23 protein-coding genes, 1 tRNA gene and 2 rRNA genes are annotated in these 24,578 nt (G+C 39.1%); 11 read left to right on the forward strand and 15 right to left on the reverse strand.

Going from position 1 to position 24,578, the window contains the following annotated elements:
* Positions 1 to 30: 30 nt before the first annotated feature.
* The 4 genes from hutH to A3Q34_RS08770 all read left to right on the forward strand — a co-directional run bounded on the left by hutH (position 31) and on the right by A3Q34_RS08770 (position 4,594).
* Positions 31 to 1,575, forward strand: coding sequence for a histidine ammonia-lyase (gene hutH / locus A3Q34_RS08755; protein ID WP_070375012.1), 1,545 nt, complete (start codon positions 31 to 33; stop codon positions 1,573 to 1,575).
* A gap of 660 nt (positions 1,576 to 2,235) precedes the next feature.
* Entirely contained in the window at positions 2,236 to 2,688 is a 453-nt protein-coding gene (locus A3Q34_RS08760) for an NfeD family protein (RefSeq protein ID WP_070375013.1), read from the forward strand.
* Between the two features lie 44 nt (positions 2,689 to 2,732).
* Positions 2,733 to 3,650 carry an SPFH domain-containing protein gene (locus A3Q34_RS08765; RefSeq protein ID WP_070375014.1) on the forward strand — a complete coding sequence of 306 codons (918 nt, stop codon included), beginning with the start codon at positions 2,733 to 2,735 and terminating at the stop codon, positions 3,648 to 3,650.
* Positions 3,650 to 4,594 (forward strand): SPFH domain-containing protein, encoded by a 945-nt coding sequence (locus A3Q34_RS08770; RefSeq protein ID WP_070375015.1) that lies wholly within the window; start codon positions 3,650 to 3,652, stop codon positions 4,592 to 4,594. Before A3Q34_RS08765 ends, A3Q34_RS08770 begins: the two co-directional genes overlap by 1 nt.
* Positions 4,595 to 4,684: 90 nt before the next feature.
* On the opposite strand, the gene A3Q34_RS08775 is transcribed toward A3Q34_RS08770, so the two are convergent.
* The 4 genes from A3Q34_RS08775 to A3Q34_RS08790 are packed head-to-tail and all read right to left on the reverse strand — an operon-like array spanning position 4,685 to position 7,241.
* The gene (locus A3Q34_RS08775; RefSeq protein ID WP_070375016.1) at positions 4,685 to 4,990 is read right to left on the reverse strand and encodes a hypothetical protein; all 306 of its coding nucleotides are present in this window, start codon (positions 4,988 to 4,990) and stop codon (positions 4,685 to 4,687) included.
* A gap of 1 nt (position 4,991) precedes the next feature.
* Positions 4,992 to 5,825 (reverse strand): SDR family oxidoreductase, encoded by an 834-nt coding sequence (locus A3Q34_RS08780; protein WP_070375017.1) that lies wholly within the window; start codon positions 5,823 to 5,825, stop codon positions 4,992 to 4,994.
* 17 nt (positions 5,826 to 5,842) lie between these two features.
* A complete protein-coding gene (locus A3Q34_RS08785) occupies positions 5,843 to 6,328 on the reverse strand; it encodes a nuclear transport factor 2 family protein (RefSeq protein WP_083278151.1) in 486 nt (161 codons plus the stop codon).
* Between the two features lie 22 nt (positions 6,329 to 6,350).
* Positions 6,351 to 7,241, reverse strand: coding sequence for a bifunctional GNAT family N-acetyltransferase/hotdog fold thioesterase (locus A3Q34_RS08790; protein WP_070375018.1), 891 nt, complete (start codon positions 7,239 to 7,241; stop codon positions 6,351 to 6,353).
* A 50-nt stretch (positions 7,242 to 7,291) separates the two neighbouring features.
* On the opposite strand from A3Q34_RS08790, the gene A3Q34_RS08795 reads away from it, so the two are divergent.
* Complete coding sequence (locus A3Q34_RS08795) at positions 7,292 to 8,044, forward strand: spermidine synthase (RefSeq protein ID WP_070375019.1); 753 nt, start codon at positions 7,292 to 7,294, stop codon at positions 8,042 to 8,044.
* A 10-nt stretch (positions 8,045 to 8,054) separates the two neighbouring features.
* Here A3Q34_RS08795 and dtd read toward each other — a convergent pair whose 3' ends face one another.
* From dtd to A3Q34_RS08810, 3 genes are all read right to left on the reverse strand, one after another.
* On the reverse strand, positions 8,055 to 8,492 hold the full coding sequence (gene dtd / locus A3Q34_RS08800; RefSeq protein ID WP_070375020.1) for a D-aminoacyl-tRNA deacylase: 438 nt from the start codon (positions 8,490 to 8,492) through the stop codon (positions 8,055 to 8,057).
* 1 nt (position 8,493) lies between these two features.
* Positions 8,494 to 9,456, reverse strand: coding sequence for a prolyl aminopeptidase (gene pip / locus A3Q34_RS08805; protein WP_070375021.1), 963 nt, complete (start codon positions 9,454 to 9,456; stop codon positions 8,494 to 8,496).
* Positions 9,457 to 9,540: 84 nt separating this feature from the next.
* On the reverse strand, positions 9,541 to 10,422 hold the full coding sequence (locus A3Q34_RS08810) for a virulence factor BrkB family protein (protein ID WP_070375022.1): 882 nt from the start codon (positions 10,420 to 10,422) through the stop codon (positions 9,541 to 9,543).
* A gap of 100 nt (positions 10,423 to 10,522) precedes the next feature.
* On the opposite strand from A3Q34_RS08810, the gene A3Q34_RS08815 reads away from it, so the two are divergent.
* Positions 10,523 to 10,756 (forward strand): hypothetical protein, encoded by a 234-nt coding sequence (locus A3Q34_RS08815; protein WP_070377078.1) that lies wholly within the window; start codon positions 10,523 to 10,525, stop codon positions 10,754 to 10,756.
* Complete coding sequence (locus A3Q34_RS08820) at positions 10,756 to 11,406, forward strand: DUF2959 domain-containing protein (protein WP_070375023.1); 651 nt, start codon at positions 10,756 to 10,758, stop codon at positions 11,404 to 11,406. Before A3Q34_RS08815 ends, A3Q34_RS08820 begins: the two co-directional genes overlap by 1 nt.
* A 157-nt stretch (positions 11,407 to 11,563) precedes the next feature.
* Here the strand turns inward: A3Q34_RS08820 and A3Q34_RS08825 are convergent, their stop codons facing one another.
* The 3 genes from A3Q34_RS08825 to typA all read right to left on the reverse strand — a co-directional run bounded on the left by A3Q34_RS08825 (position 11,564) and on the right by typA (position 14,104).
* On the reverse strand, positions 11,564 to 11,749 hold the full coding sequence (locus tag A3Q34_RS08825; protein ID WP_070375024.1) for a hypothetical protein: 186 nt from the start codon (positions 11,747 to 11,749) through the stop codon (positions 11,564 to 11,566).
* 49 nt (positions 11,750 to 11,798) lie between these two features.
* Complete coding sequence (locus A3Q34_RS08830; protein ID WP_157470925.1) at positions 11,799 to 11,978, reverse strand: hypothetical protein; 180 nt, start codon at positions 11,976 to 11,978, stop codon at positions 11,799 to 11,801.
* 311 nt (positions 11,979 to 12,289) lie between these two features.
* Positions 12,290 to 14,104 (reverse strand): translational GTPase TypA, encoded by a 1,815-nt coding sequence (typA, locus tag A3Q34_RS08835; RefSeq protein WP_070375026.1) that lies wholly within the window; start codon positions 14,102 to 14,104, stop codon positions 12,290 to 12,292.
* A gap of 342 nt (positions 14,105 to 14,446) precedes the next feature.
* On the opposite strand from typA, the gene glnA reads away from it, so the two are divergent.
* From glnA to glnG, 4 genes are all read left to right on the forward strand, one after another.
* A complete protein-coding gene (gene glnA / locus A3Q34_RS08840) occupies positions 14,447 to 15,853 on the forward strand; it encodes a glutamate--ammonia ligase (protein ID WP_070375027.1) in 1,407 nt (468 codons plus the stop codon).
* A gap of 112 nt (positions 15,854 to 15,965) precedes the next feature.
* Positions 15,966 to 16,487: a DUF4124 domain-containing protein gene (locus A3Q34_RS08845; RefSeq protein ID WP_070375028.1), complete on the forward strand. Its 522-nt coding sequence runs from the start codon at positions 15,966 to 15,968 to the stop codon at positions 16,485 to 16,487.
* A 76-nt stretch (positions 16,488 to 16,563) separates the two neighbouring features.
* Positions 16,564 to 17,658: a nitrogen regulation protein NR(II) gene (gene glnL / locus A3Q34_RS08850; RefSeq protein WP_070375029.1), complete on the forward strand. Its 1,095-nt coding sequence runs from the start codon at positions 16,564 to 16,566 to the stop codon at positions 17,656 to 17,658.
* Positions 17,648 to 19,054 (forward strand): nitrogen regulation protein NR(I), encoded by a 1,407-nt coding sequence (gene glnG / locus A3Q34_RS08855; RefSeq protein ID WP_070375030.1) that lies wholly within the window; start codon positions 17,648 to 17,650, stop codon positions 19,052 to 19,054. The genes glnL and glnG overlap by 11 nt, the downstream gene beginning before the upstream one ends.
* Positions 19,055 to 19,076: 22 nt before the next feature.
* Here glnG and A3Q34_RS08860 read toward each other — a convergent pair whose 3' ends face one another.
* From A3Q34_RS08860 to A3Q34_RS08880, 5 genes are all read right to left on the reverse strand, one after another.
* On the reverse strand, positions 19,077 to 19,460 hold the full coding sequence (locus A3Q34_RS08860) for a MerC domain-containing protein (protein WP_070375031.1): 384 nt from the start codon (positions 19,458 to 19,460) through the stop codon (positions 19,077 to 19,079).
* Positions 19,461 to 19,539: 79 nt separating this feature from the next.
* Entirely contained in the window at positions 19,540 to 20,499 is a 960-nt protein-coding gene (gene epmA / locus A3Q34_RS08865) for an elongation factor P--(R)-beta-lysine ligase (protein WP_070375032.1), read from the reverse strand.
* 377 nt (positions 20,500 to 20,876) lie between these two features.
* Positions 20,877 to 20,991, reverse strand: a 5S ribosomal RNA gene (gene rrf, locus A3Q34_RS08870).
* Positions 20,992 to 21,138: 147 nt separating this feature from the next.
* Positions 21,139 to 24,029: ribosomal RNA gene (locus A3Q34_RS08875) — 23S ribosomal RNA — on the reverse strand.
* Positions 24,030 to 24,451: 422 nt separating this feature from the next.
* A tRNA-Ala gene (locus A3Q34_RS08880) sits at positions 24,452 to 24,527 on the reverse strand.
* Between the last annotated feature and the right edge of the window lie 51 nt (positions 24,528 to 24,578).

Raw genomic sequence — 24,578 nt, forward strand, 5'->3', positions numbered from 1 at the left:
AACGAATTAATTAGAATTAACGAGAAATACATGTCAGATATAAGCACATTAAACATTATTCCAGGGCAATTAACCCTAGCGCAATTACGCAACGTCGTTAAATACGAAGGGATTCAATATAGCCTTGACGAGAGTGCCTTTGATGCGATTCATCAAAGTGCTGAAGCGGTACAACAAGTTATCCGTGAAAACCGTGTCGTTTATGGTATTAATACCGGCTTTGGCTTATTAGCCAGCACACGCATAAAGACAGAAGAGCTAGAATTATTACAACGCTCTATCGTACTTTCTCACTCAGCAGGTTTTGGCGAATACATGGAAGATGCCACAGTACGCTTAATGATGGTATTAAAAATCAATTCATTGTCACGTGGCTTTTCAGGCATACGTTTAAAAGTCATCCAAGCCTTAATCACTCTGCTTAATGCTGAAGTCTATCCTTGTGTACCCAAAAAAGGTTCAGTTGGCGCATCTGGCGATTTAGCGCCACTTTCACATATGGTTTTACCTTTACTAGGTGAAGGTGAAATGTCGCATGACGGTGAAGTCATTACCGCCCTTGAAGGTTTAAAAATTGCAGGTCTTGAACCAATAACACTTGCCGCTAAAGAAGGTTTAGCGCTTCTTAACGGTACACAAGCATCTACGGCTTTTTCTTTGGAAGGTTTATTTCACGCTGAAGATTTATTTGCTGCTGCTGTGGTTATTGGCTCAATGTCTGTTGAAGCAGCATTAGGTTCACGTGCTCCTTTTGACGATCGCGTTCACCAAGTACGTGGCCAAATAGGCCAAATAGATGCAGCAACCGCTTACCGTTATGTTTTAGATACAAACTCTGAAATTGGTGGCTCTCATGTTGATTGTGAAAAAGTACAAGACCCTTATTCATTACGTTGTCAGCCACAAGTGATGGGTGCCTGTTTAACGCAAATTCGTCAGGCCGCTGAAGTGCTTCATATCGAAGCCAATGGAGTAACTGATAATCCATTGGTTTTTGCCAATGAAGGTGATTTTATCTCGGCAGGTAATTTCCACGCTGAACCTGTCGCTATGGCCGCTGATAATTTAGCCCTCGCCATTGCCGAAATAGGTTCGTTGTCTGAACGTAGAATGGCACTATTGATTGATGCAAATTTAAGTAAACTTCCTCCCTTTCTTGTAGATAACGGCGGTGTTAACTCAGGTTTTATGATAGCTCAGGTGACCTCAGCAGCTTTAGCATCAGAAAATAAATCGTTAGCTCACCCGGCTTCTGTTGACAGTTTACCAACGTCTGCTAACCAAGAAGATCACGTATCGATGGCTTGCTTTGCTGGTCGTCGTTTAGCTGATATGGCAGAAAACACCAATGGTGTCTTGGCCGTAGAGTATTTAGCTGCCGCGCAAGGTTTAGACTTTAGAGCTCCTCTTAAAGGTGCTGAAAAAGTTGAATTAGCCAAAGCTATTTTACGTCAAGAAGTAAGCTTTTATGATAAAGATAGATACTTTGCACCCGATATTGCACAAGCCTCGGATATTATTGCTGATGGTGAATTAAATCAATTAATACCTGCTGGTACACTACCAAGCTTCTAGTATTTAATAACAATATAAAAATAAAGCCCGTTAATGAAAATTAACGGGCTTTATATGTTCAGGATGAACGGTATGCCATGATCACATGGATGTGAAAGAATGGCGATGTTCAGGATGAACGGTATGCCATGATCACATGGATGTGAAAGAATGGCGATGTTCAGGATGAACGGTATGCCATGATCACATGGATGTGAAAAAATGGCGATGTTCAGGATGAACGGTATGCCGTGATCACATGGATGTGAAAGAATGGCGATGTTCAGGATGAACGGTATGCCGTGATCACATGGATGTGTAAGAATGGCGATGTTCAGGATGAAGGGTATGCCGTGCTCACACGGATGTAAAAAGTAAAGCAACATCTATTACTGCTAGGTATCCACGCATTCATCTTATTAATACTCCCCTGCATATCAATGTTTGAGACAAGGATATTAGAGAGTATCAGGGCCAGACTAACGTGGGGAAGTTACCCGATAACCTAGACTTAACTAGAAAATATAATTCAATAACAAACTTGACATAATATGTCGAGCTTGCTAACTTTATTTTTACATAAGTGATCATAAATTTTACCTCTTCATAATAATATAACAACAGTATCTATATTTTTTTAACCTGTTAATCTATTGAAGTATTAATAACAAGGAGTTAGCGGTGGAATACATACTTTACTTTGAAACATGGATTGTTCTAGCCATATTATTTGCTTGCGCAGAAATTTTTGTTCCCGGTGGTATCCTCTTAAATTTAGGTATTGCCTCATTATTAGTCGCTATTGGTGTACAACAACAATTACTCGATACTTGGACTCTAACTTTAACGACTTGGTTTATTCTTGCTTCTTTTTTACTATTTGTACTTTATTTTGTCACTGAGCGGTTTTTCAGTGGTGAATATACCGTTGAAAATATTTATGAAGAACTAGACATATATGGAAAAGAAGTAACGGTTATAGAAAAAATTGGACCAGGCACTCATGCTGGTCGCGTAGAATTTCAAGGCACTACTTGGACAGCACTGAGCGACGGTTCAGAGTTACAAGAAGGTAGTCACGCCACTATTGTTTGTAAAGAAAATATCTCTTTGGTTGTTGAACCGATAAAGTAACAACAACAAAACTATCATTCTAACTAAAAATATGGGAGCAACCTATGCTAGCCACACTCACCTTTGTCTTTCTTGGATTACTGTTTATTGTTGTCAAACTGGTCCTTATTGTGCCAATGAAAGAAGTTTGTATTATCGAACGTTTAGGTAAATTTCGCGCAATAATGCAACCTGGATTACATTTTCTTATTCCTTTTATTGACCGCGTCGCTTACCGTCATGAAACAAGAGAACAAGTCTTAGACATCCCTTCTCAAAGCTGTATATCTCGCGATAATATTCAAATTGAAGTCGACGGCTTAGTTTATATTCAAGTTATGGACGGTGCCAAAGCCAGCTATGGTATAGAAGATTACCGCCGAGCTTGTGTGAATTTAGCGCAAACTACTATGCGAAGTGAAATTGGTAAGCTAAAACTCGGACAAACGTTTTCAGAACGAGACACCCTTAACGAAACGATTGTCCGTGAAATAGACAAAGCATCAGATCCTTGGGGCATCAAAATGTTGCGTTACGAAGTTAGGAATATCACCCCTTCTGCTAATGTCATTCATACCCTTGAAAAACAGATGGAAGCCGAGCGAAAAAAACGTGCTGAAATTACTTTAGCTGAAGCTGACAAAGAGTCGACAATAAATTTATCAGAAGGTGAGCGTCAAGAAGCCATTAATATTTCAGAGGGTGATAAACAACGACAAATTAATGAAGCACATGGTTTTGCAAAAGAAATTGAAATACTAACGCAAGCCACCGCAGAGGGCATGAACATGATTGCCAAAGCGTCAATGACTCCGGGTGGCGACAAAGCAATAAAAATGCGTTTACTAGAGCAATTTATTAAACAAACTGGGTCTATTTTAAAAACTGCAGATGTCTCAATTATGCCCGCTGAAATGGCGAAATTAGAAGGCTTTTTCGAAGGCATGGACAAAGTAACTCAAACCGTTCAAGGAGCAAAATAATGATCCAGCAAACTATAAGTAATATTGGTGGCAGTAACCTTGATATCGTGGTGCTGGCTATTTGGGGCGCTATATTTCTCTTTCTAGCCTACAAATTCGTACAAGCTATTTGCTTAGTACCAACAAAGTCTGCCTATGTCGTTGAACGTTTAGGCAAGTACCGCTGTACCTTAGAAGCAGGCTTTCATCTTTTATTGCCATTTATCGACCGTGTGGCTTTTATTCAAGATTTAAAAGAAGAAACAATCGACGTACCACCACAAGAATGTTTTTCAAAAGACGAAGTGAATGTTGAAGTTGATGGCGTTATTTACATCGAAGTCATTGATTCATTAAAAGCAAGCTACGGTATCACTGACTATCGTTTTGCCGCGATGCAATTAGCACAAACCACCACGCGTTCGGTTATTGGTACCTTAGATTTGGACAGAACCTTTGAAGAGCGTGATGTTATCAGTGCTAAAGTGGTAGAAGTATTAGATAAAGCAGGCGAAAGTTGGGGAATACGTGTTCATCGCTATGAAATAAAAAATATAACACCACCTGATACCGTTAAAAATGCCATGGAGTTAGAAGTTAATGCAGAGCGTGAACGCCGGGCAATTCTAGCAAAAAGTTTAGGTGATAAGGCGAGTCGTATTAACCGTTCAGAAGGTTTAATGACTGAAATGATCAATATTTCAGAAGGTGAAAAACAACGTCGTATAAATTCTGCGGAAGGTAAAGCGGCACAAATAATTGCTATTGCGCAGGCAACGGGGGATTCAATCACTAAAATAGCGATAGCCATTGAGCAACCGGGTGGACAACAAGCACTTGATTTACAATTAACCGAGCAGTACCTTCAACAAATGCAAGGCTTAAGCCAGGCAAACAGAAAAGTTATTTTACCAGCAAACTTACTTGATTTTAAGCAGTGGTTAGCCGTATCAGGTATTAAATAATAGCTAAGCTTCAAAATAGTAGAATAAATAAAGCACGTAGTTAACTCGCTTTTTAACTAGGTGCTTTGATAAATAAATAACATTATGTTATTAACTTGAAAATAAAAAAAAGCCAATGAGTAATACCATAACCACTGAGCCCACCACAAAAAAATGATTACCCATCGTGAGTTTTTTTTCTGCTAAACCTATTCGAATCTTAGTGACGACAATATAAATAAGGGCCGCAATTAAAGCAGTAATAAAATGAGTAAGTAAGGTATTAAGTTCGCTATTTTGTTGCCACAAAAACACAATGCCTCGTTTGTTAACAAAAAATAAGTTTAATAACGAAATATGCAACCATAAAACAAAAAACAACTGAGTGGCTTTGTTAGTTAACCAAGCTTTAAGCATCTTATAACCCTGCAACCGATTTATATAACCAAACAATTAAATCATCATGAGTAAATTGATAAGTAAAACTATTACGCAGTTTTGCATCATTAATACGTTTACCAAAACGCATTGATGTTTCAAACGAGAACTCTGGCAACGGCAAGTTTAAAGCCTCAGCTGCCGCATGGTAATAATGTTGTTTAGATGTTTCCGTAGCGCTGACCGCGTTATAAATACCCCTAATGTTTTCATCTTTAATGATCTCCATTAGAACACCAACCGCATCGTCCTGATGGATTAGATTGATAAAGGCTTGTGGGTCAGAAAGTAATTTTCTTCCTTGTAAAAACCTACCGGGGTGGCGCTCAGGCCCAATTAATCCGGCCAAGCGCAATATAACTGTTTCGCCTGAAAAGGCCTCTGCTGCTTTTTCGGCGCGAATAAGAGTAGCCACTTTATCAGCGTTCATATCTAGCACTGATTGTTCATCAACTAAACCTGACAAACCATTATAGACAGCAGTACTACTTAACAAGACAATTTTTTTTACACAGCCTAGTTCAGCCATTTCAATTAACTGGGCAACTTTTTCAGGGTAATCGCTTCGCCCTTGGCGTATCTGTGGTGTTATAGAAATAATAAGCGTATCGTGACCAAAAACACTTAACACTGTTGATTTAGGATCTTCAACAGGTAAAATCAAAAGCTCTGTATCTATTTGCTCTTTAGCTAGTCTTTGCTTTTTCTCTTCACTTTGTACCGTTACGGTGACGCGATATTGTTCTCTCAATAATTGCTTTGCTAAAGCGTAGCCAAGCCAACCACAACCTATAATCGCAACATTTTTTGCCATCGTATTCCCTTAATTTATTAACGATTCTTTTGATGATGTTCTTTAATTTTACTGACAACGTCTGTTGAAATAGTATTAGGAACAGGTATAGAAAGATTATACTGTAAAATTTTCCAACCATTAGACGTCAACTTAAGCACACCAGAGCCCCGGCATTCGCCATAGTGACTATTGTCGAGTAACTCGTCAAAAAATGCCAATTGCTCGCTATTATTTGCTGATGCAATAAGCGTAATATTTCTTTGACGAGATTTATAGCGCCAACCTTGTCCTTGACTAAAATAAGGAGTAACAAACTCAGTAAATTGTTCTTTTGTCCAACGCTCTTGACCATCAGTGCCTAAAAATACGGCTTGCTCATCAAGTAAATCAAGATAAATTTTTTGGTCAGCATCGCCAGCAGCTTGATGAAAAGTATCTAGCACTTTATCTATGTCGCTGTTTGCAAATACACTGACGTTAAAAAAACAAAGGCCTATAAGGCAAACTATAATTTTTATCATGGTATCAAATCCTAAATTTGGCTTATTTTGGTAGAACAAAATATAAGCCATTAAAAGTTGCGGCTACTTTTTCTCCACTCATTACCTGAACTTCAACGCAGAGTTGTCTTTTTTGCTTGGTCAATAAGTTATCAATACTGCCTGAGCTTAATGAGCGTCCTGTTTTTGCAAAAGCTATCCCTGCTATTGGGCTATGATATCTAATCTTGGCATCAGCTAACACTATATTGCCCTTAAGATTATTCTGTTCCATTAACAAATAAACCCAGCCCCATCCCGTTAATGTTGCTAGTGTGTAGATACTGCCCGCAAACATAGTATTGTGTAAATTTTTATTAAAAAGCTCATCACAAGTCGTGACTAAATTTTGTTGATCGTAATAACCAACCGTCACTTTCATCGCTTTGCTCATTGGTATAGTGCTATGCCAAGTCTTTTGCAGTGCTGTTGATAGTTCATCACAATGAAAATCATCGCTTACCAGCGTTTTTTCCATATTGAAATGCTTAATTTTATTGAATAATAAGTGCGAAAAGCCAATGTTTTTATAAGATTGTTTTTCATAGAAGCTGATCGCTTGTTCCCGTGCTTTCAAAGAGAGCTTAGTGACACCTAAACGGCTCGCAAACTGTTCAAGGGAGAGTATTAACTGTTGTCCTAACCCTTTACCCTGAAAATCATCAGCAACCGCCATATAACGGATTTGCCCTGCTAACAAGCTACAAAAGTGAAGACGGGCAACAGCGATAATATTACCTTTATCATCAAAAATGGCTCGATGAATCGCTTGCCTCTCCAAGTCATCTTTTTCACTTCCTTGTTTTTGTTGTGATGGTTTACGTAATATTGTCCAGCGTAAGTGGTAGTATTGGTCAAATTCTTGCTGGCTTATGGGTGCTCGACACTCAAACATTGGTTATGCTTACCTATAACAATTGAAAAGATTCGTTCGTATACGCTATTATGAAATTAGTTAAAAATATCCAACAGGGTCAATTAAGTTACTACACGCAAAATGATGACTCCATTTCGGTGAGTGAAAACCAACACTATCGTTGGTTAGCTTTTGATAATGTCGTGCAAAGCATGATGCTAAAGCGTAAGCCCTCACAACTCACATTCCCTCATCAAATCAGCTTATTATCACCTTTACTTTATTTTCGCCCTAAAAAAGTTGTTGAGTTTGGCTTAGGTGGTGGTAATTTAGCACGATTTTTATTACATTATTTACCTGATTTAACCTTACACACCATTGAATATTCGCAAGAAGTTATTGAATGTTTCGAACGCTTTTTTAATCCACAAGCGACCAAAGTTAATTTACACCATTGCTCGGCACTAGATTGGCTTCATCACCATAAAAAAATGAAACCTGATTGGTTTATTTGTGATATTTACCATAAAAATCAGTCAATTAATGACTCATTAATTTTAACCAAAAATATCTTAAAAAAAGTAGACGAGCAAGCTGTTTTATCACTTAACTTGCCAAGCCCATCAAACGAAGAAATTAATTATTTTCTCGCCGAATTAAAAGTGCTCGCTCCAACTAAACAGCTAGTGTACTTTCATATTCCTCATTACTTAAATGTTATTATTCATTTACTGCCCTACGATATGTTAAGTCAAGCTGAAGAGAGTTTACTTGCTAACACCGTGCTACCCGCGAGAACATTTAAACGCTGGCGTAAATATTGGCGACATGGCATGCAATAGTTCATTCCACTTAGCAAGTGAGTGTAAAGGTAACGGGACCATCATTGACTAGTTCGACTTTCATATCGGCACCAAACTCGCCCGTAGGCACGGCAAAACCATGACCACGCAATTGTAAACAGAAATAATTATATAGTGGGATGCTGACTTCTGGTTTAGCTGCAGAAGTAAAGCTTGGACGCATACCTGAACGGGTATCAGCGGCTAATGTAAATTGTGAAACAACTAAAATTTCTCCGTCAATATCACTAACATTTAGGTTCATTTTTCCTGCATCGTCTTCAAAGATACGATAACCGGCAATCCGTTGCGCTAAGCGTTTAGCTTTAGTTTCGTTGTCGTCAGGCTCAATGGCAAGTAAGACTAAAATCCCTCGATCAATTTTCCCTATCACTTGTTGATTAACCGTAACACTTGCTTGTGAAACTCTTTGAATAACTGCGATCATTTTATTGCTCGGCTAGAAAATTTGCCATAGTATCGCTCGCTCGACAAAATGCATCAATAGTTTGTCGCTCAAAACCACTATGTCCGGCACAAGGCAAAATTTGTAATTGCGCGTTATCCCAAAATTTAGTCAGTGAAAAAGCGTTATCAAGCTGGCAAACCATGTCGTAACGGCCATGAAGAATAATCGCAGGGATTGCGGTTAGTTTATCAATATTTTCTAAAATGTAATTCTCGTTGATAAAACAATCTTGAGTAAAGTAATGACTTGATACCTTTGCCATGCATAAAGCTTGATGGGCGTCATCAACATGCGCCAGGCCTATATGGTGATGCTCAAGGGTTGATAACCTTAATTCCCATAATGTCCAAGCTTTACTGGCCGAGATCACCGCGACTTCATTACTTGAATTGAGTACTTGGTGATAACCTGACAGTGGAGAATGTTGTAGCTCTGCTGGTAAGTGTTCAACAAATTCTTGATAGTACTCTGGGAAAAAGTTTTTTGCCCCCTTGTGACTGTAAAGCCATTGGTATTCAGATCGAGTCCCGAGGAATACACCACGTAAGATAAAAGCTAAGATTTTATCTGAATGAGCGATACCATAGGTTAGTGCTAAAGTTGTTCCCCATGAGCCACCACAAATTAACCACTGTTCAATATTTAGGTGTTGACGAATAACTTCGATATCGTCAATTAAATGAACGGTGGTATTATCTAGTATGGACGGAGAGGGCTTTGAGCGCCCACAACCTCGCTGATCAAATAAAATAATACGATACAGTTCAGGATCAAAATAACGCCGATGGTTCTCACTTGAACCACTACCAGGACCACCATGAAGGTATAACACAGGTATTCCTGTTGGGTTACCCGACTGCTCAAGATATATTTGATGCTGCCCCCCAACAGGTAACAACTCTTCAGAATATGTTGCTATTTTAGGATATAAAGACCGTGACATGTATTTACTCTGTTTATTGAGACCATAAATAATATTATGGCGCAAAATATTAAAAACTGTCAGTTTCAAACAAGCCTTTATAAATTAACTTATCTGATGCTTATCTAAGTGTTCTCTTTGGTGATCTTCTGGTTTAAAATTTTCTAAGCTGACCGTAAACAATGCACCGAAAAGCACGACTAGCCAAGATAAATACACCCATAAAAAAAGAATCGGAATACCCGCTAGAGCACCGTAAATAGCTTCATAAGAAGGGAGTTGCGTGATATAAAAAGCAAAGCCTTTTTTTGCGACTTCAAATAAAAGTGCCGCTAATGTTGCACCAAACAAGGCATGTTTAAGCGGCACCACCTTATTAGGCACCACCATATATAAAATAAGGAATGCGCCAATCGAAGCAAAAATAGGCAAAGCTCTTAACGCTATATTGGTAAGGCCGAAAACGTCATAATTCCCTATCGATATCAAAGAAACAATATATGAAGTTGCCGCTATACTACTGCCCATTAAGACAGGTCCAAGAGTCAGTACCATCCAGTACATAGAAAAAGCGGTAACAATACGCCTTTTGGTTGTGACCCGCCAAATTTTATTTAAGCTAGTGTCAATGGCAGAAATGAGCAATAGAGCAAATAAGAATAAAAAACTAATGGCGATAGCTGACATCTCTGAAGCATTCGTGACAAAACCAGTAATATGTTCTTTAACCACATCACCCGCAGCAGGCATAAAATTTTGATAAACAAAATTTTCAATGATTTCTTTAATATCAGTAAAGATAGGAAAAGCGGTCATAACTGACAACATGACTACAATCAAAGGCACCAGCGACATCAAGGTTACATAAGATAAGTAACCGGCAGTAATGTGCACTTGCTCTTTTAATATTCTATTGATAAAAAACAAACAAAAGTGCCAAATAGTCTGACTTTGCTGGTTGTTTTTAATGCTTTTAATCCAGTTCATTACAAATTAGTTATTATCTTATGGTGTACAATATATTATGATAATTGCTAAGCAAGTGATAGTGATAATAATCGTAATAAAATTTAACGTAGGAGTAATGATGTCTAATCAAGGTTCAGGTGGTAATGTTTTAGCGGCAATATGTAGTTTTTTTATTGCAGGTTTAGGTCAATTAGTTCAAGGGAGGATCCTCGCAGCAATCCTGTTTTTCCTGTTAACCTGGGTTAACTACACATTAGCAGCGACAGGAATCTTATTCTTTATGGCGGTTCCTGGTCTTATTTTTCATCTGTGGGCAGTCATCGATGCTGCTCGCTATAAAGGTAGGAACTAATGAATAAGATTACAATTAAGGTCTCGTTATTTTTTCTTTTACTGTCAATAGTCGGCTGTCAATCTGCTTACTATTCGGCCATGGAAAAAGTAGGTAAACATAAACGTGATATATTAATCGATCGTGTTGAAACTGCTACTGAGTCACAAGAGGAAGCAAAAGAAGAATTTAAAAATGCCTTAGAACAGTTCTCTGCATTAGTAAATTTTGATGGTGGTGAACTGCAACAACAATATGAAATAAGTAATGATCACTATCATACGAGTAAAGTTGCTGCTGAGGATGTAACTGCTCGTATTAATTCAATTGAAGCTGTCGCTGAAGCTTTGTTTAATGAATGGAATAGTGAATTAGAACAATTTACTAATCAATCATTAAAACGCCAAAGTCAATCGCGTTATAACGAAACCCAAAATCGTTATACTTCAGTGATTGAATCAATGCGTAATGCGGAGAAGAGAATGCAACCTATTCTTGATGCGCTTAAAGATAATATGCTTTATTTAAAACATAATCTTAATGCGCGAGCTATCGGTGAGCTTAAAACAGAATATAAATTAATTGAACAAGATGTTGAACGCTTAATTAACGAAATGAACAATTCAATTAACAAATCACAAACATTCATAAAATCACTTAAGAACCCTTAGTACAAAAGGAGCACTTTTATGAGTGTCTGCTTAGTACCATAAAATTAATGGTGAGTGATGATAGATGGTAGCTTGTTTATGTTAAATGAGCCGCCATCAACTTAATGACAGAGACTTACTCTTTATTGGTAGGATTTCATGTTGCTGAGATTATAAGTTATAACGTGTCATTACTTGATCTAGCGTGTGAAAAGGGGGGATTAGCAAAAACATCACTTCGATCTTGGTTTTGGTTAATAGCAGTAAGTAAGCTTGACAGCTCTCTTATTTGACTCGGACCCGCTCGGCCTTCTTCAAAAAGTTGACTTAATCGTTGTAACACTTTGAGTTGCTCTGGAGACATTTCGAAATTCCCTTTCCTAATAATATTATTTAAAGATACCGCTGGATCATTATGAAGCTGTGGCATGTTGGGGGTAAATAACGTTTTGTATGGGCAAAGTTATTTCTCTGCCATCATCAATATACTCTTGATAAAGAACTTTTAACTCTCTGCGTTCGATAAGGTTAGCTTTATCAGCAACAGCTTTTTCAAATAGATCATTTAAACGATTTAATTTTCTTTGCTCCACAATAAGTTTGCTCCCTGCACCGTTACTTTTAAAGTTCACATGCAACTAATCGTATCAGTAAAACTAATATTCACCAGTGAGGTGTAATGATTAGCGTCAACTCAATATTTAGACATAACTGACTCACTTAATTAATTTTATTAAAAAACAATAAATTAAAATACAATCACCCACTTTATTAACAGTGTGTTGTGTTACTTCTTATGTGTTTTTAAGACATGTCTTACACAATATTGCGTTTAGGCTTACTCAAATTTACTGACAAAAAAACCAGCCGAAGCTGGTTTTTATCAATCGTCTAGATAAGAGGCTTATTTAGGACGAGTATCACGCTTACGTTCATTTTCTTTTAAAAGCTTTTTACGAATACGAATGCTCAGTGGTGTAACTTCAACTAGCTCATCGTTATCAATAAATTCAAGCGCTTGTTCAAGTGACATAACGATAGGCGGTGTTAACGTTTGTGCTTCATCAGTACCTGATGAACGAACGTTAGTTAACTGCTTACCTTTAAGAGCGTTTACTGTTAAATCGTTGTCACGGCTATGAATACCAATAACTTGACCTTCATAAATATCAACACCGTGTCCGATCAACATACGACCACGTGATTGTAGGTTGAATATTGCATTCGTTAATGCTTTACCTGTTGCATTACCGATCATTACACCATTTTTACGCTGGCCAATATCGCCACCTTTATGAGGTCCGTATTCAAAAAATGTATGATAAATTAAGCCAGAACCTGACGTTAATGTCATGAATTCAGTTTGGAAACCGATCAAACCACGACTTGGCATGATGAAGTCCATACGAATACGACCCGTTCCGTCAGGTGCCATATCTGTTAATTCAGCTTTACGAACACCCATTCTTTCCATGATAGGTCCTTGATGCTGTTCTTCAACATCAATGGTCACGTTTTCATAAGGTTCTTGTATTTGACCATCAATCTCACGAATAATAACTTCAGGACGTGATACCGCTAACTCAAAACCTTCACGGCGCATGTTTTCGATTAAAATGCCTAAGTGAAGCTCACCACGACCTGATACTTTAAATTTATCAGCATCAGGAAGTTGCTCAACACGTAAAGCAACGTTGTGAATTAATTCTTTGTCTAAACGGTCTTTGATGTTACGCGAAGTAACATACTTACCTTCTTTACCACAAAATGGTGAAGTGTTTACTTGGAAAGTCATATTGATAGTAGGTTCATCAACAGATAATGCTGGTAAGCCTTCAACTTCTGTAGGACAACAAACCGTATCAGATATTTTTAACTCGCCTAAACCAGTAATAGCAATAATATCGCCAGCAAAACCTTCTTCGATATCAAGTCTTTCTAGACCTAAGTAACCGAATACTTTACCAACTTTAGCGTTATGAATCTTGCCAGTTGCTAATTTAATCGTCACTTGTTGGTTTGGTTTAACAGAACCACGAGTAATACGGCCAACGCCAATTACACCTAAGTAAGAGCTGTAATCAAGTTGAGATATTTGCATTTGGAATGGACCATCTGGATCCGCTGTTGGTGCTGGCACTTCTTTAAGAATAGTATCAAATAAAGGTGTCATGTCTGTGCCGGTTACGCCTTCTTCAAGCGAAGCCCAACCATTGATTGCTGAAGCGTAAACAACTTTAAAGTCAAGCTGTTCATCTGTAGCGCCAAGGTTGTCAAACAATTCAAAAACTTGGTCCATAACCCAATCAGGGCGAGAACCAGGCTTATCAACTTTATTAATAACAAGGATTGGCTTTAAACCTTGAGCAAACGCTTTTTTCGTTACGAAACGCGTTTGTGGCATAGGGCCTTCTTGTGCATCAACAATAAGTAAAACCGAATCTACCATTGACATAACACGTTCAACTTCACCGCCGAAATCAGCATGGCCAGGAGTATCTACTATGTTTACACGGTAACCGTTCCAGTTAATAGCCGTATTTTTAGCTAAGATTGTGATACCACGTTCTTTTTCGATATCATTCGAATCCATCGTGCGTTCTTCAAGACCGCCGCGGGCATCAAGGGTACCTGATTGTTCTAATAATTTATCAACCAAAGTTGTTTTACCATGATCAACGTGGGCTATGATGGCAACATTACGTAATTTATCTAACACGGGTTTTACTCACTTCTTACAAGACTTTTTCATCAAAAGAATATAGGGCTATAATTGGGCGCGAATTATACAGCAACGAAGTCAACAAAGACAGCAACAAATATTTCAGCACCTATTAAATTCTCCATACACGAATCGTAATGCCCTGTTATACTATTAAGCACCAACAACCAGCAGGTGCACCAATTTAGAGCAACTCGCGCACAACAGTGGTGCAAGCAGGCTTTACTAAATAAGTTAACACCTTATATATAAAGGCTTTATCTGTTGGCATGAATTTCGCTTTATGCCCATCATGCGAAATGCAAACGTATTTTATTTTAATGACACTGGAGACTTTACATGTCACAAGCCGTATTAGATTTAATCAAAGACAACGATGTTAAATTTGTTGACCTACGTTTTACTGATTCAAAAGGTAAAGAGCAACACGTTTCAATTCCTTATCACCAAGTAAATGAAGACTTTTTTGAAGACGGTAAAATGTTTGATGGTTCTTCTATCGAAGGTTGGAAAGGTATTAATGAATCTGACATGGTAATGATGCCTGATGCTGATTCTGCGGTATTAGACCCTTTTACAGATGCAGTAACATTAAATATTCGTTGTGATATTTTAGAACCAAGTACAATGCAAGGCTACAGCCGTGATCCTCGTTCGGTTGCAAAACGCGCTGAAGAGTACTTACGTAGCACAGGTATCGCTGATACTGTATTAATTGGTCCTGAGCCAGAATTCTTCTTATTTGATGATGTACGCTTTAGTACTGATATGAGTGGTTCTTTCTATAAAATTGATGATAAAGAAGCCGCTTGGAATTCAGGTACTGAATACGAAGAAGGCAATATGGGTCACCGTCCAGGTGTTAAAGGCGGTTACTTCCCGACATCTCCTGTAGATTCATCACAAGATATTCGCTCAGCCATGTGTTTGGTTATGGAAGAAATGGGCTTAGTTGTTGAAGCGCATCACCATGAAGTAGCAACAGCTGGTCAAAACGAAATTGCATGTCGCTTCAATACCTTAGTTAAAAAAGCTGATGAAGTTCAAATATACAAGTATGTTGTTCATAACGTTGCTCACGCTTACGGTAAAACAGCAACTTTCATGCCTAAGCCATTAGTTGGCGACAACGGCTCTGGTATGCATGTTCATCAATCACTTGCCAAAGACGGTGTTAACTTATTTGCTGGTGATAAATACGGTGGCTTATCTGAAATGGCGCTTTATTATATTGGCGGTATTATTAAGCATGCTAAAGCATTGAATGCTTTTACTAACCCAGCAACTAACTCTTACAAACGTTTAGTTCCACATTTTGAAGCGCCGGTAATGCTTGCATATTCTGCACGTAACCGCTCTGCATCAATTCGTATACCGATTGTTCCATCACCAAAAGCAATGCGTATTGAAGCTCGCTTCCCTGATCCAGCAGCAAACCCATATTTAGCTTTTACTGCTTTATTAATGGCTGGTCTTGATGGCATTAAAAACAAAATTCATCCTGGTGATGCGATGGATAAAGATTTATACGATTTACCAGCAGAAGAAGCTGCAGCTATCCCACAAGTAGCAACATCGCTTGAAGATGCCTTACAAAGCTTAGAAGCTGATTATGAGTTCTTAATCGCTGGTGGTGTTATGGATAAAGATATGATTGATGCATACATTGCTATTAAACGTGCTGAATCACAACGCGTAAACATGACAACTCATCCATTAGAGTTTGAATTATATTACAGCGTATAATCTAGACTATATGATTAAATGAAAAAAAAGCTCACTTCGGTGAGCTTTTTTGTGGCAAATAGACGATTAATTATATAAGTTTAAGGTAAGTATTTTAAGTTGAGCTAAATTTTTGCGTTATTCTTTATTGTTATTAACTTTAATCATCACATTACTTAGTTGTAATACCTTTGCGACGGCAACCAAAATTTATGTTTGGAGAAGTGATGATGGTATCTTAGTTTTTTCTGATAGCCCTCAAACTGGTGCGGAAGAAGTTGAAATAAAAGAACCCAATACGGCCTCTTCTGTTGATACCTCAATGCTAGATTTAACACCAAAAATTATCAAAGATGATTACCAGGTTGAAATTAACCAACCTAAACAAAATGCCACGGTTAGAGACAACACTGGCTCTGTTTACATAGCAGGTAGTATCAAACCTATCTTTAAACAAGGCTTAGCTATTCAACTTTTATTAGATGGTAAACCCCATCAACCTCCGCAATCTCACTCGATGTTTGTGCTACGAAATATAGATCGCGGCGAACATATCATAAAAATGCAATTACTTAATGAAAAAGGCAAGATAATTGCATTATCAAAACCTATAACCTTTTATATGCATAGAGCATCGGTTAATAACGCAAATTAAGTAGCATTTGGTGAAACTTGCACCAAATGTAACTACATTAATATTTTGTCGCACTACATCAGTGCAAAAGGTTTTTATGTCTAGCAACAGCAATAGAGATCAGCAATTAAAATTTAGCTACCAACAAAAGCTGCCAAATCAAATGGTTACAGCACTTGTAGTGCTAGATAATAAATTAACGATTAAATATGTTAACCCTGCAGCAGAAGCGCTATTAGTTAAGAGTTTTAACAAGCTGTGCAACTTACCAATTACAACCGTCTTCTACAATTCTCCTATTAAAAAGGAACGTTTAGAACAACTGCTAACTTCTGGCCAAGAATTTAGTGACAGTGATGTCACCATTGAATTCTTTGATCACAGCCGTATTACCGTGGAAATAACAGCCTCGTCTGTTGAGTTCAGCAAACAGCCACATATTATCTTAGAATTCAAACAGATTGATCAGCAAAAACAAATGAGTATCGAAGCATTTCAGCACCAGCAATGGGAGTCATCTCGAGATTTGATACGCGGGCTTGCTCATGAAATTAAGAATCCATTGGGCGGTCTTCGCGGCGCTGCACAATTATTAAGTAAAGAATTGACGCAAGAGCAACAAGAATATACTGAAATGATTATTGAACAAGCCGACCGTTTAACTAATTTGGTTGATAAGCTTTTAGGCCCTAATCAATTACCTCAGATGGCAGAACAAAATATTCATATTGTCTTAGAGAAAGTTTTTAAGCTGATTAATTTTAACAACCCTAAAAATATTAAATTTATTAGAGACTATGACCCCTCTATTCCTGAAATAAGTTTTGATCAAGATAAGCTTCAACAAGCGGTTTTGAATATTGTTAACAACGCCGTTCAAATTATTGATGAGGGTTGTAACATAACCCTCAAAACAAGAGCCGCTAGTAATAAAACCATTAATGGAAGACGTGTAAAACTTTGTGTTCAAATCAGTGTTATTGATAATGGCCCTGGTATTCCGAAAAAGATTCAAGACACTCTATTTTACCCTATGGTATCTGCACGTGATAACGGTACAGGTTTAGGCTTGTCTATTTCACAAACCTTAGTGCAACAGCACAAGGGTAAATTATCTTGCTATAGCCGACCAGGTCATACTGAGTTTTTAATTTTACTGCCTTTACAAGAAGAGAATAATAATGAATGTTGAGCAAGTTTGGATTGTAGATGATGACAGCTCTATTCGCTGGGTGTTAGAAAAAGCCTTATCAGGAGCAAATATATCTGTAGCCTCTTTTGAGAAACCAGAAGACTTACTCATCGCCCTAGAGCACCAACAACCAGAAATAATAATTTCTGATATAAAGATGCCAAATATTGATGGTATGACTTTACTTAGCCGTGTTAGTGAGCATTTTCCTAACCTACCGGTGATCATAATGACTGCACATTCTGATCTCGATAGTGCTGTAAATGCCTATCAAGGTGGGGCATTTGAATACTTACCTAAACCTTTTGATACTGACGAAGCTATCTCTCTAACAAGACGGGCACTAACACATGCTCGAGAACAAAGTGCTAAACGTAAGCATTCTATAGTAGCACCTGATCCCGTTGGAATCATTGGCGCGGCTCCAGCTATGCAAGAAGTTTTTAGGGCAATTGGACGACTATCACGTTCGAGTATCAGTGTACTCATTAATGGCGAGTCTGGTACAGGTAAAGAGCTTGTTGCACATGCCCTCCACACGCATAGTCCACGATCGAATGCTCCCTTTATTCCTTTAAATATGGCTGCAATACCAAAAGATTTAATTGAATCAGAGTTATTTGGCCATGAGAAGGGTGCGTTTACTGGCGCGAATGCCGTAAGACAGGGGCGCTTTGAACAAGCGCATAAAGGAACCTTGTTTCTTGATGAAATTGGCGATATGCCTTTAGATATTCAAACACGTTTATTACGTGTACTCGCCGATGGACAATTTTATCGCGTTGGTGGTCATTCACCTATTAAAGTTGACGTAAGGATCATTGCGGCTACACATCAGAACCTAGAGGTTCAAGTCAGTAATGGTGATTTTCGTGAAGATCTATTTCACCGTTTAAATGTCATTAGAATACAGTTACCCAGTTTACGTGAACGCAAGGAAGATATTGAACAGCTCATTAATCATTTTTTACATTTAGCTGCAAAAGAATTAGAGGTTGAACAAAAAACCTTGCACAAAGCCACTCTTAATTATTTACAGCAATGTGCTTGGCCAGGAAATGTTCGTCAGCTTGAAAATATTTGTCGTTACTTAACGGTAATGGCAAGTGGTAAAGAAATTATATTAGATGATTTACCGAGCGAACTTGCTGAGAATACCTCATTAACAAACCCTACTGCAGAAGCATCATCATGGCCAGTTGCGTTGCAAGAGTGGGTTGATGAGCAATTAGCAAAAGGGAATAATAATATAATTGATACCGCTTTGCCTGAATTTGAGAAAATACTATTAGAACGAGCGCTTCATTATACACAAGGAAGAAAGCAAGAGGCGGCTAAAAAATTAGGTTGGGGAAGGAATACGTTAACAAGAAAATTAAAAGAACTTAATATGTGATGACGTATGTGAAGGTAGCTGTTTAGCTACTTTCACATGTATCACTGATACACTGTTTACAACTGTTACATAATTTCAAGTTAATGATGTGGGCTGCTACAATCAAACTTGCGCCAATCACAATAAAGAATGGCTGAATATCTTCTGAAAAATCATGCTTTATCCAGTAAATACCAATACCTAAAAAAAGTAAGTAGAATGGGTAATATTTTCTATGGTATTTTTTAAAACCGGAAAACAAGGCTAAAGTACCTAGTGCAGCAGTCATTAATAAAAATACATGTTCCCATGCATGGTCAGCTAAAAAGCTTAATCCTAGTAAAGGCAGTGCCGGTAACAATACCGGTAATAAGATACAATGAAGCGCACAAAGTGATGTTGCGGTTATTCCAATACGATCAAGCACTTTATACTCCCCTTACAATTAGATAATAATTACTTTTAAAAGTGGATAATATCACAATTGATATAGTATCACAAAACTTTTAAGCGCGTTCTATCGGAAAAGAAATTACATCCTCAATAGCACTTTTTTTTAGCGCGATCATCATTAAGCGGTCGATACCTAAAGCTACTCCTGCACATTGTGGTAGCCCTGATTGTAGAGCTTTAATAAAGTTCTCATCTATATTTTTAGTAACAAGTCCTAGTTGTTGACGTTTACTGTTATCTTGTTCAAATCTTGTTATTTGAATATCAGCATCTGTTAATTCATTAAAGCCATTTGCTAACTCAACGCCCTTAAAATAGCATTCAAATCTTTGGGCGACACGTTTATCTTCAACACACTCTTTAGCTAAAGAAGCTTGCGCAATTGGAAAATTATAGACAAAGCATGGTCGAGATAAGCCAATATTCTTTTCTATAATTTCTGAAAAGATAAACTGTAGTAATAAGTCACAATCATCTGATTCATACAACCAATCTGCGGCTTTACCGTGTAACTCGATAACCTCATATAATTGATTAAAAGTTGCTGTTAAGGGATCTATACTGACGAATTTAATGAATAAATTTTGATAGGATATTTTTTCAGATTTTGGCGATTTTACCACTGTAGATAATAGTTCATCAACTTCAGCCATTAAATCGTGTTGATCAAAACCTATACGGTACCATTCTAATAGGGTGAACTCAGGATTGTGATAACGGCCTGAATCTTCATGACGAAATGCTTTACAGATTTGGAAGATACAGCCATAACCTGAGGCAAGTAGTCGTTTCATATGAAACTCAGGTGAAGTTTGTAAATATAGCTGTTGAGATTGATCTATATCGCTGTTATCTAAATAGTTGTATTGGGTGCTAAAGGCATCAAGGTAAGGGTCTGTTACTGTTCCCATAGAGAGTGATGGTGTTTCAACTTCAATAACATTTTTATTTTTAAAAAAATCTCTGATCGCATTAATAACATTTCCTCTAGACTTAGCTACTTCCCACTTCATTTACGTACACTACTTAAAATAAATAATTATAATTCTATAGAGTATATACGAAAAGCTAATCATCTGAGAAGTAGACAGATAACTATTAGAAATATCTAAAGCGCTATATTGATAAGGATGGGAATAACTATTTAACGTTACCGTATATTTGTTATCGATGTACGCTCAGCTTTGTTAATCATCTTGGAGTAAAAAACAGCAAACATCTGCTAAGTGTATATTCAATTGGCACGTTGAATGTCCTACCCCGAGATAGGCATGTTTAACACAAGTCCACTATCGCAGCCGCTACTACTTTATTAGTTATAAATGCTGCATTTTCAAACGCCAGAAAGCAAAAAACCCGTTACGTTAGTAACGGGTTTTTCTAAATAGAAGCCTAGCAATGTCCTACTCTCACATGGGAACTCCCACACTACCATCGGCGCTACTGCGTTTCACTTCTGAGTTCGGAATGGGATCAGGTGGTGCCACAGTGCTATTGTCGCTAGACAAAAAGGTTACAATCTTGAAAGCTGTTGCTCGCTAGAGCTATAAATATAAAAGCGTTTTCTTATTCAATTCATTATAGTGCGTGAAGTTATTCTATATATGTCAGTCTTCTACAAACACTTCGCAGTAAAACTACTTGGGTGTTGTATGGTTAAGCCTCACGGGCAATTAGTATCAGTTAGCTCAAGACCTCGCAGTCCTTACACACCTGACCTATCAACGTTGTAGTCTCCAACGACCCTTTAGGGAGCTTAAAGCTCCAGTGAGAACTCATCTCAAAGCCTGCTTCCCGCTTAGATGCTTTCAGCGGTTATCAGTTCCGAACGTAGCTACCGGGCAATGCTATTGGCATAACAACCCGAACACCAGCGGTTCGTCCACTCCGGTCCTCTCGTACTAGGAGCAGCCCTCTTCAATTCTCAAACGCCCACGGCAGATAGGGACCGAACTGTCTCACGACGTTCTAAACCCAGCTCGCGTACCACTTTAAATGGCGAACAGCCATACCCTTGGGACCGACTTCAGCCCCAGGATGTGATGAGCCGACATCGAGGTGCCAAACACCGCCGTCGATATGAACTCTTGGGCGGTATCAGCCTGTTATCCCCGGAGTACCTTTTATCCGTTGAGCGATGGCCCTTCCATACAGAACCACCGGATCACTATGACCTACTTTCGTACCTGCTCGACGTGTCTGTCTCGCAGTTAAGCTGGCTTATGCCATTGCACTAACCGTATGATGTCCGACCATACTTAGCCAACCTTCGTGCTCCTCCGTTACTCTTTGGGAGGAGACCGCCCCAGTCAAACTACCCACCAGACAGTGTCCCCAAGCCCGATAAGGGCCCTAGGTTAGAACATCACGCATACAAGGGTGGTATTTCAAGGTAGACTCCACTTCATCTGGCGACAAAGTTTCATAGTCTCCCACCTATCCTACACATGTAGGAGCAATGTTCACTGTCAAGCTATAGTAAAGGTTCACGGGGTCTTTCCGTCTAGCCGCGGGTATACGGCATCTTAACCGCAAATTCAATTTCACTGAGTCTCGGGTGGAGACAGTGTGGCCATGATTACGCCATTCGTGCAGGTCGGAACTTACCCGACAAGGAATTTCGCTACCTTAGGACCGTTATAGTTACGGCCGCCGTTTACCGGGGCTTCGATCATCAGCTTCGCTTGCGCTAACCGAATCAATTAACCTTCCGGCACCGGGCAGGCGTCACACCGTATACGTCATCTTTCGATTTTGCACAGTGCTGTGTTTTTAATAAACAGTTCCAGCCACCTGGTTACTTCGACTACTCTTAGCTTACACCGCAAGGGTTTAACCGAGAGTAGCGTACCTTCTCCCGAAGTTACGGTACTATTTTGCCTAGTTCCTTCACCCGAGTTCTCTCAAGCGCCTTAGTATTCTCTACCTAACCACCTGTGTCGGTTTGGGGTACGGTTCCTATATATCTGAAGCTTAGAAGCTTTTCCTGGAAGCATGGCATCAACAGCTTCAACTCCGTAGAGTCTCGTCTCGTATCTCAGTGTTGAATGAAGACCCGGATTTACCTAAGTCAACCACCTACGTACTTTCACACGGACTACCAACGCCGTGCCTGTTTAGCCTACTCCGTCCCTCCTTCGCAATATATAGAAGTACAGAAATATTAATCTGTTTCCCATCGACTACGCGTTTCCGCCTCGCCTTAGGGGCCGACTTACCCTGCCCTGATTAACATGGGACAGGAAACCTTGGTCTTTCGGCGGGGGAGTTTTTCACTCCCCTTATCGTTACTCATGTCAGCATTCGCACTTCTGATACCTCCAGCAAGCTTTACAACTCACCTTCAACGGCTTACAGAACGCTCCCCTACCACTCATAGTAAACTATGAATCCGCAGCTTCGGTGACTAGTTTAGCCCCGTTACATCTTCCGCGCAGACCGACTCGACTAGTGAGCTATTACGCTTTCTTTAAAGGATGGCTGCTTCTAAGCCAACCTCCTAGCTGTCTATGCCTTTCCACATCGTTTCCCACTTAACTAGTACTTTGGGACCTTAGCTGGCGGTCTGGGTTGTTTCCCTCTTCACAACGGACGTTAGCACCCGCAGTGTGTCTCCCGCATATCACTCATTGGTATTCGGAGTTTGCAAAGGGTTGGTAAGTCGGGATGACCCCCTAGCCTTAACAGTGCTCTACCCCCAATGGTGTTCGTGCGAGGCTCTACCTAAATAGATTTCGGGGAGAACCAGCTATCTCCCGGCTTGATTAGCCTTTCACTCCGACCCACAAGTCATCACCGCATTTTTCAACATACGTGTGTTCGGTCCTCCAGTTGATGTTACTCAACCTTCAACCTGCCCATGGGTAGATCGCCGGGTTTCGGGTCTATACCCTGCAACTAAACGCGCAGTTAACACTCGCTTTCGCTACGGCTCCCCTAATCGGTTAACCTTGCTACAGAATATAAGTCGCTGACCCATTATACAAAAGGTACGCAGTCACCGGACTAAATCCGGCTTCCACTGCTTGTACGTATGCGGTTTCAGGTTCTATTTCACTCCCCTCACAGGGGTTCTTTTCGCCTTTCCCTCACGGTACTGGTTCACTATCGGTCAGTTAGTAGTATTTAGCCTTGGAGGATGGTCCCCCCATATTCAGACAAAGTTTCACGTGCTCCGTCCTACTCGATTTCACTCAAAGGTTGCTTTTGTGTACGGGACTATCACCCTGTATCGTTGTACTTTCCAGTACATTCCACTAGCGCCCAATAAGCTTAAGGGCTGATTCGCGTTCGCTCGCCGCTACTAACGAAATCTCGGTTGATTTCTTTTCCTCAGGGTACTTAGATGTTTCAGTTCTCCTGGTTCGCTTCATTAAGCTATGTATTCACTTAATGATACTGACTTATGTCAGTGGGTTTCCCCATTCGGAAATCATTGGCTATAACGGTTTTTATCACCTCACCAATGCTTATCGCAGATTAACACGTCCTTCATCGCCTCTAACTGCCAAGGCATCCACCACATACGCTTAGTCACTTAACCATACAACCCTAAGTAGTCTTTCGACACGAAGTACACCGTGGAGACTAATCCACAGCAATTGTAAAGTCTGACATTTTCACGCACAAATAAATGTGTCTTGAATAAGATGTTTACTCTGAGTAAGAGCAAACAAATGTTGATTAATAGCTTTCACTATTAATCGCTTTTGTAGATACTTATAAAATGTGCAAATCACAGCGCGACACCGTTCATTGCTTTATAAATATCTTATTTATATCAGCTTTCCAGATTGTTAAAGAACTCATTCTTAACGCGCATTCGGTTAAAAACGTGGTTTAAAAAACCAAATTAATATTCACTCACCAGATACTGAAACACGTTCAGCATGACGAAAGTAAACCTTAATTTGGTCTTTTCTTTAATGAAGAATCATAATGGTCTCCTATATTATAAATATAGGATGGTGGAGCTATGCAGGATCGAACTGCAGACCTCCTGCGTGCAAGGCAGGCGCTCTCCCAGCTGAGCTATAGCCCCATCGGGATTCTTCTAATTTGTTATCATGTAATTTGTGTAGACACTCGTGAA

Source organism: Colwellia sp. PAMC 20917, assembly GCF_001767295.1.
Lineage (GTDB): Bacteria > Pseudomonadota > Gammaproteobacteria > Enterobacterales > Alteromonadaceae > Colwellia_A.

Coding starts and splice junctions, on each gene's coding strand:
- A3Q34_RS08820 (WP_070375023.1), top strand. CDS start 10,756: ATGAATAAGATTACAATTAAGGTCTCGTTATTTTTTCTTTTACTGTCA.
- glnA (WP_070375027.1), top strand. CDS start 14,447: ATGTCACAAGCCGTATTAGATTTAATCAAAGACAACGATGTTAAATTT.
- A3Q34_RS08790 (WP_070375018.1), bottom strand. CDS start 7,241: ATGTTTGAGTGTCGAGCACCCATAAGCCAGCAAGAATTTGACCAATAC.
- dtd (WP_070375020.1), bottom strand. CDS start 8,492: ATGATCGCAGTTATTCAAAGAGTTTCACAAGCAAGTGTTACGGTTAAT.
- A3Q34_RS08785 (WP_083278151.1), bottom strand. CDS start 6,328: ATGATAAAAATTATAGTTTGCCTTATAGGCCTTTGTTTTTTTAACGTC.
- glnG (WP_070375030.1), top strand. CDS start 17,648: ATGAATGTTGAGCAAGTTTGGATTGTAGATGATGACAGCTCTATTCGC.
- A3Q34_RS08825 (WP_070375024.1), bottom strand. CDS start 11,749: ATGTCTCCAGAGCAACTCAAAGTGTTACAACGATTAAGTCAACTTTTT.
- A3Q34_RS08815 (WP_070377078.1), top strand. CDS start 10,523: ATGTCTAATCAAGGTTCAGGTGGTAATGTTTTAGCGGCAATATGTAGT.
- pip (WP_070375021.1), bottom strand. CDS start 9,456: ATGTCACGGTCTTTATATCCTAAAATAGCAACATATTCTGAAGAGTTG.
- A3Q34_RS08795 (WP_070375019.1), top strand. CDS start 7,292: ATGAAATTAGTTAAAAATATCCAACAGGGTCAATTAAGTTACTACACG.
- A3Q34_RS08770 (WP_070375015.1), top strand. CDS start 3,650: ATGATCCAGCAAACTATAAGTAATATTGGTGGCAGTAACCTTGATATC.
- A3Q34_RS08765 (WP_070375014.1), top strand. CDS start 2,733: ATGCTAGCCACACTCACCTTTGTCTTTCTTGGATTACTGTTTATTGTT.
- A3Q34_RS08810 (WP_070375022.1), bottom strand. CDS start 10,422: ATGAACTGGATTAAAAGCATTAAAAACAACCAGCAAAGTCAGACTATT.
- A3Q34_RS08775 (WP_070375016.1), bottom strand. CDS start 4,990: ATGCTTAAAGCTTGGTTAACTAACAAAGCCACTCAGTTGTTTTTTGTT.
- A3Q34_RS08780 (WP_070375017.1), bottom strand. CDS start 5,825: ATGGCAAAAAATGTTGCGATTATAGGTTGTGGTTGGCTTGGCTACGCT.
- epmA (WP_070375032.1), bottom strand. CDS start 20,499: ATGAAGTGGGAAGTAGCTAAGTCTAGAGGAAATGTTATTAATGCGATC.
- hutH (WP_070375012.1), top strand. CDS start 31: ATGTCAGATATAAGCACATTAAACATTATTCCAGGGCAATTAACCCTA.
- glnL (WP_070375029.1), top strand. CDS start 16,564: ATGTCTAGCAACAGCAATAGAGATCAGCAATTAAAATTTAGCTACCAA.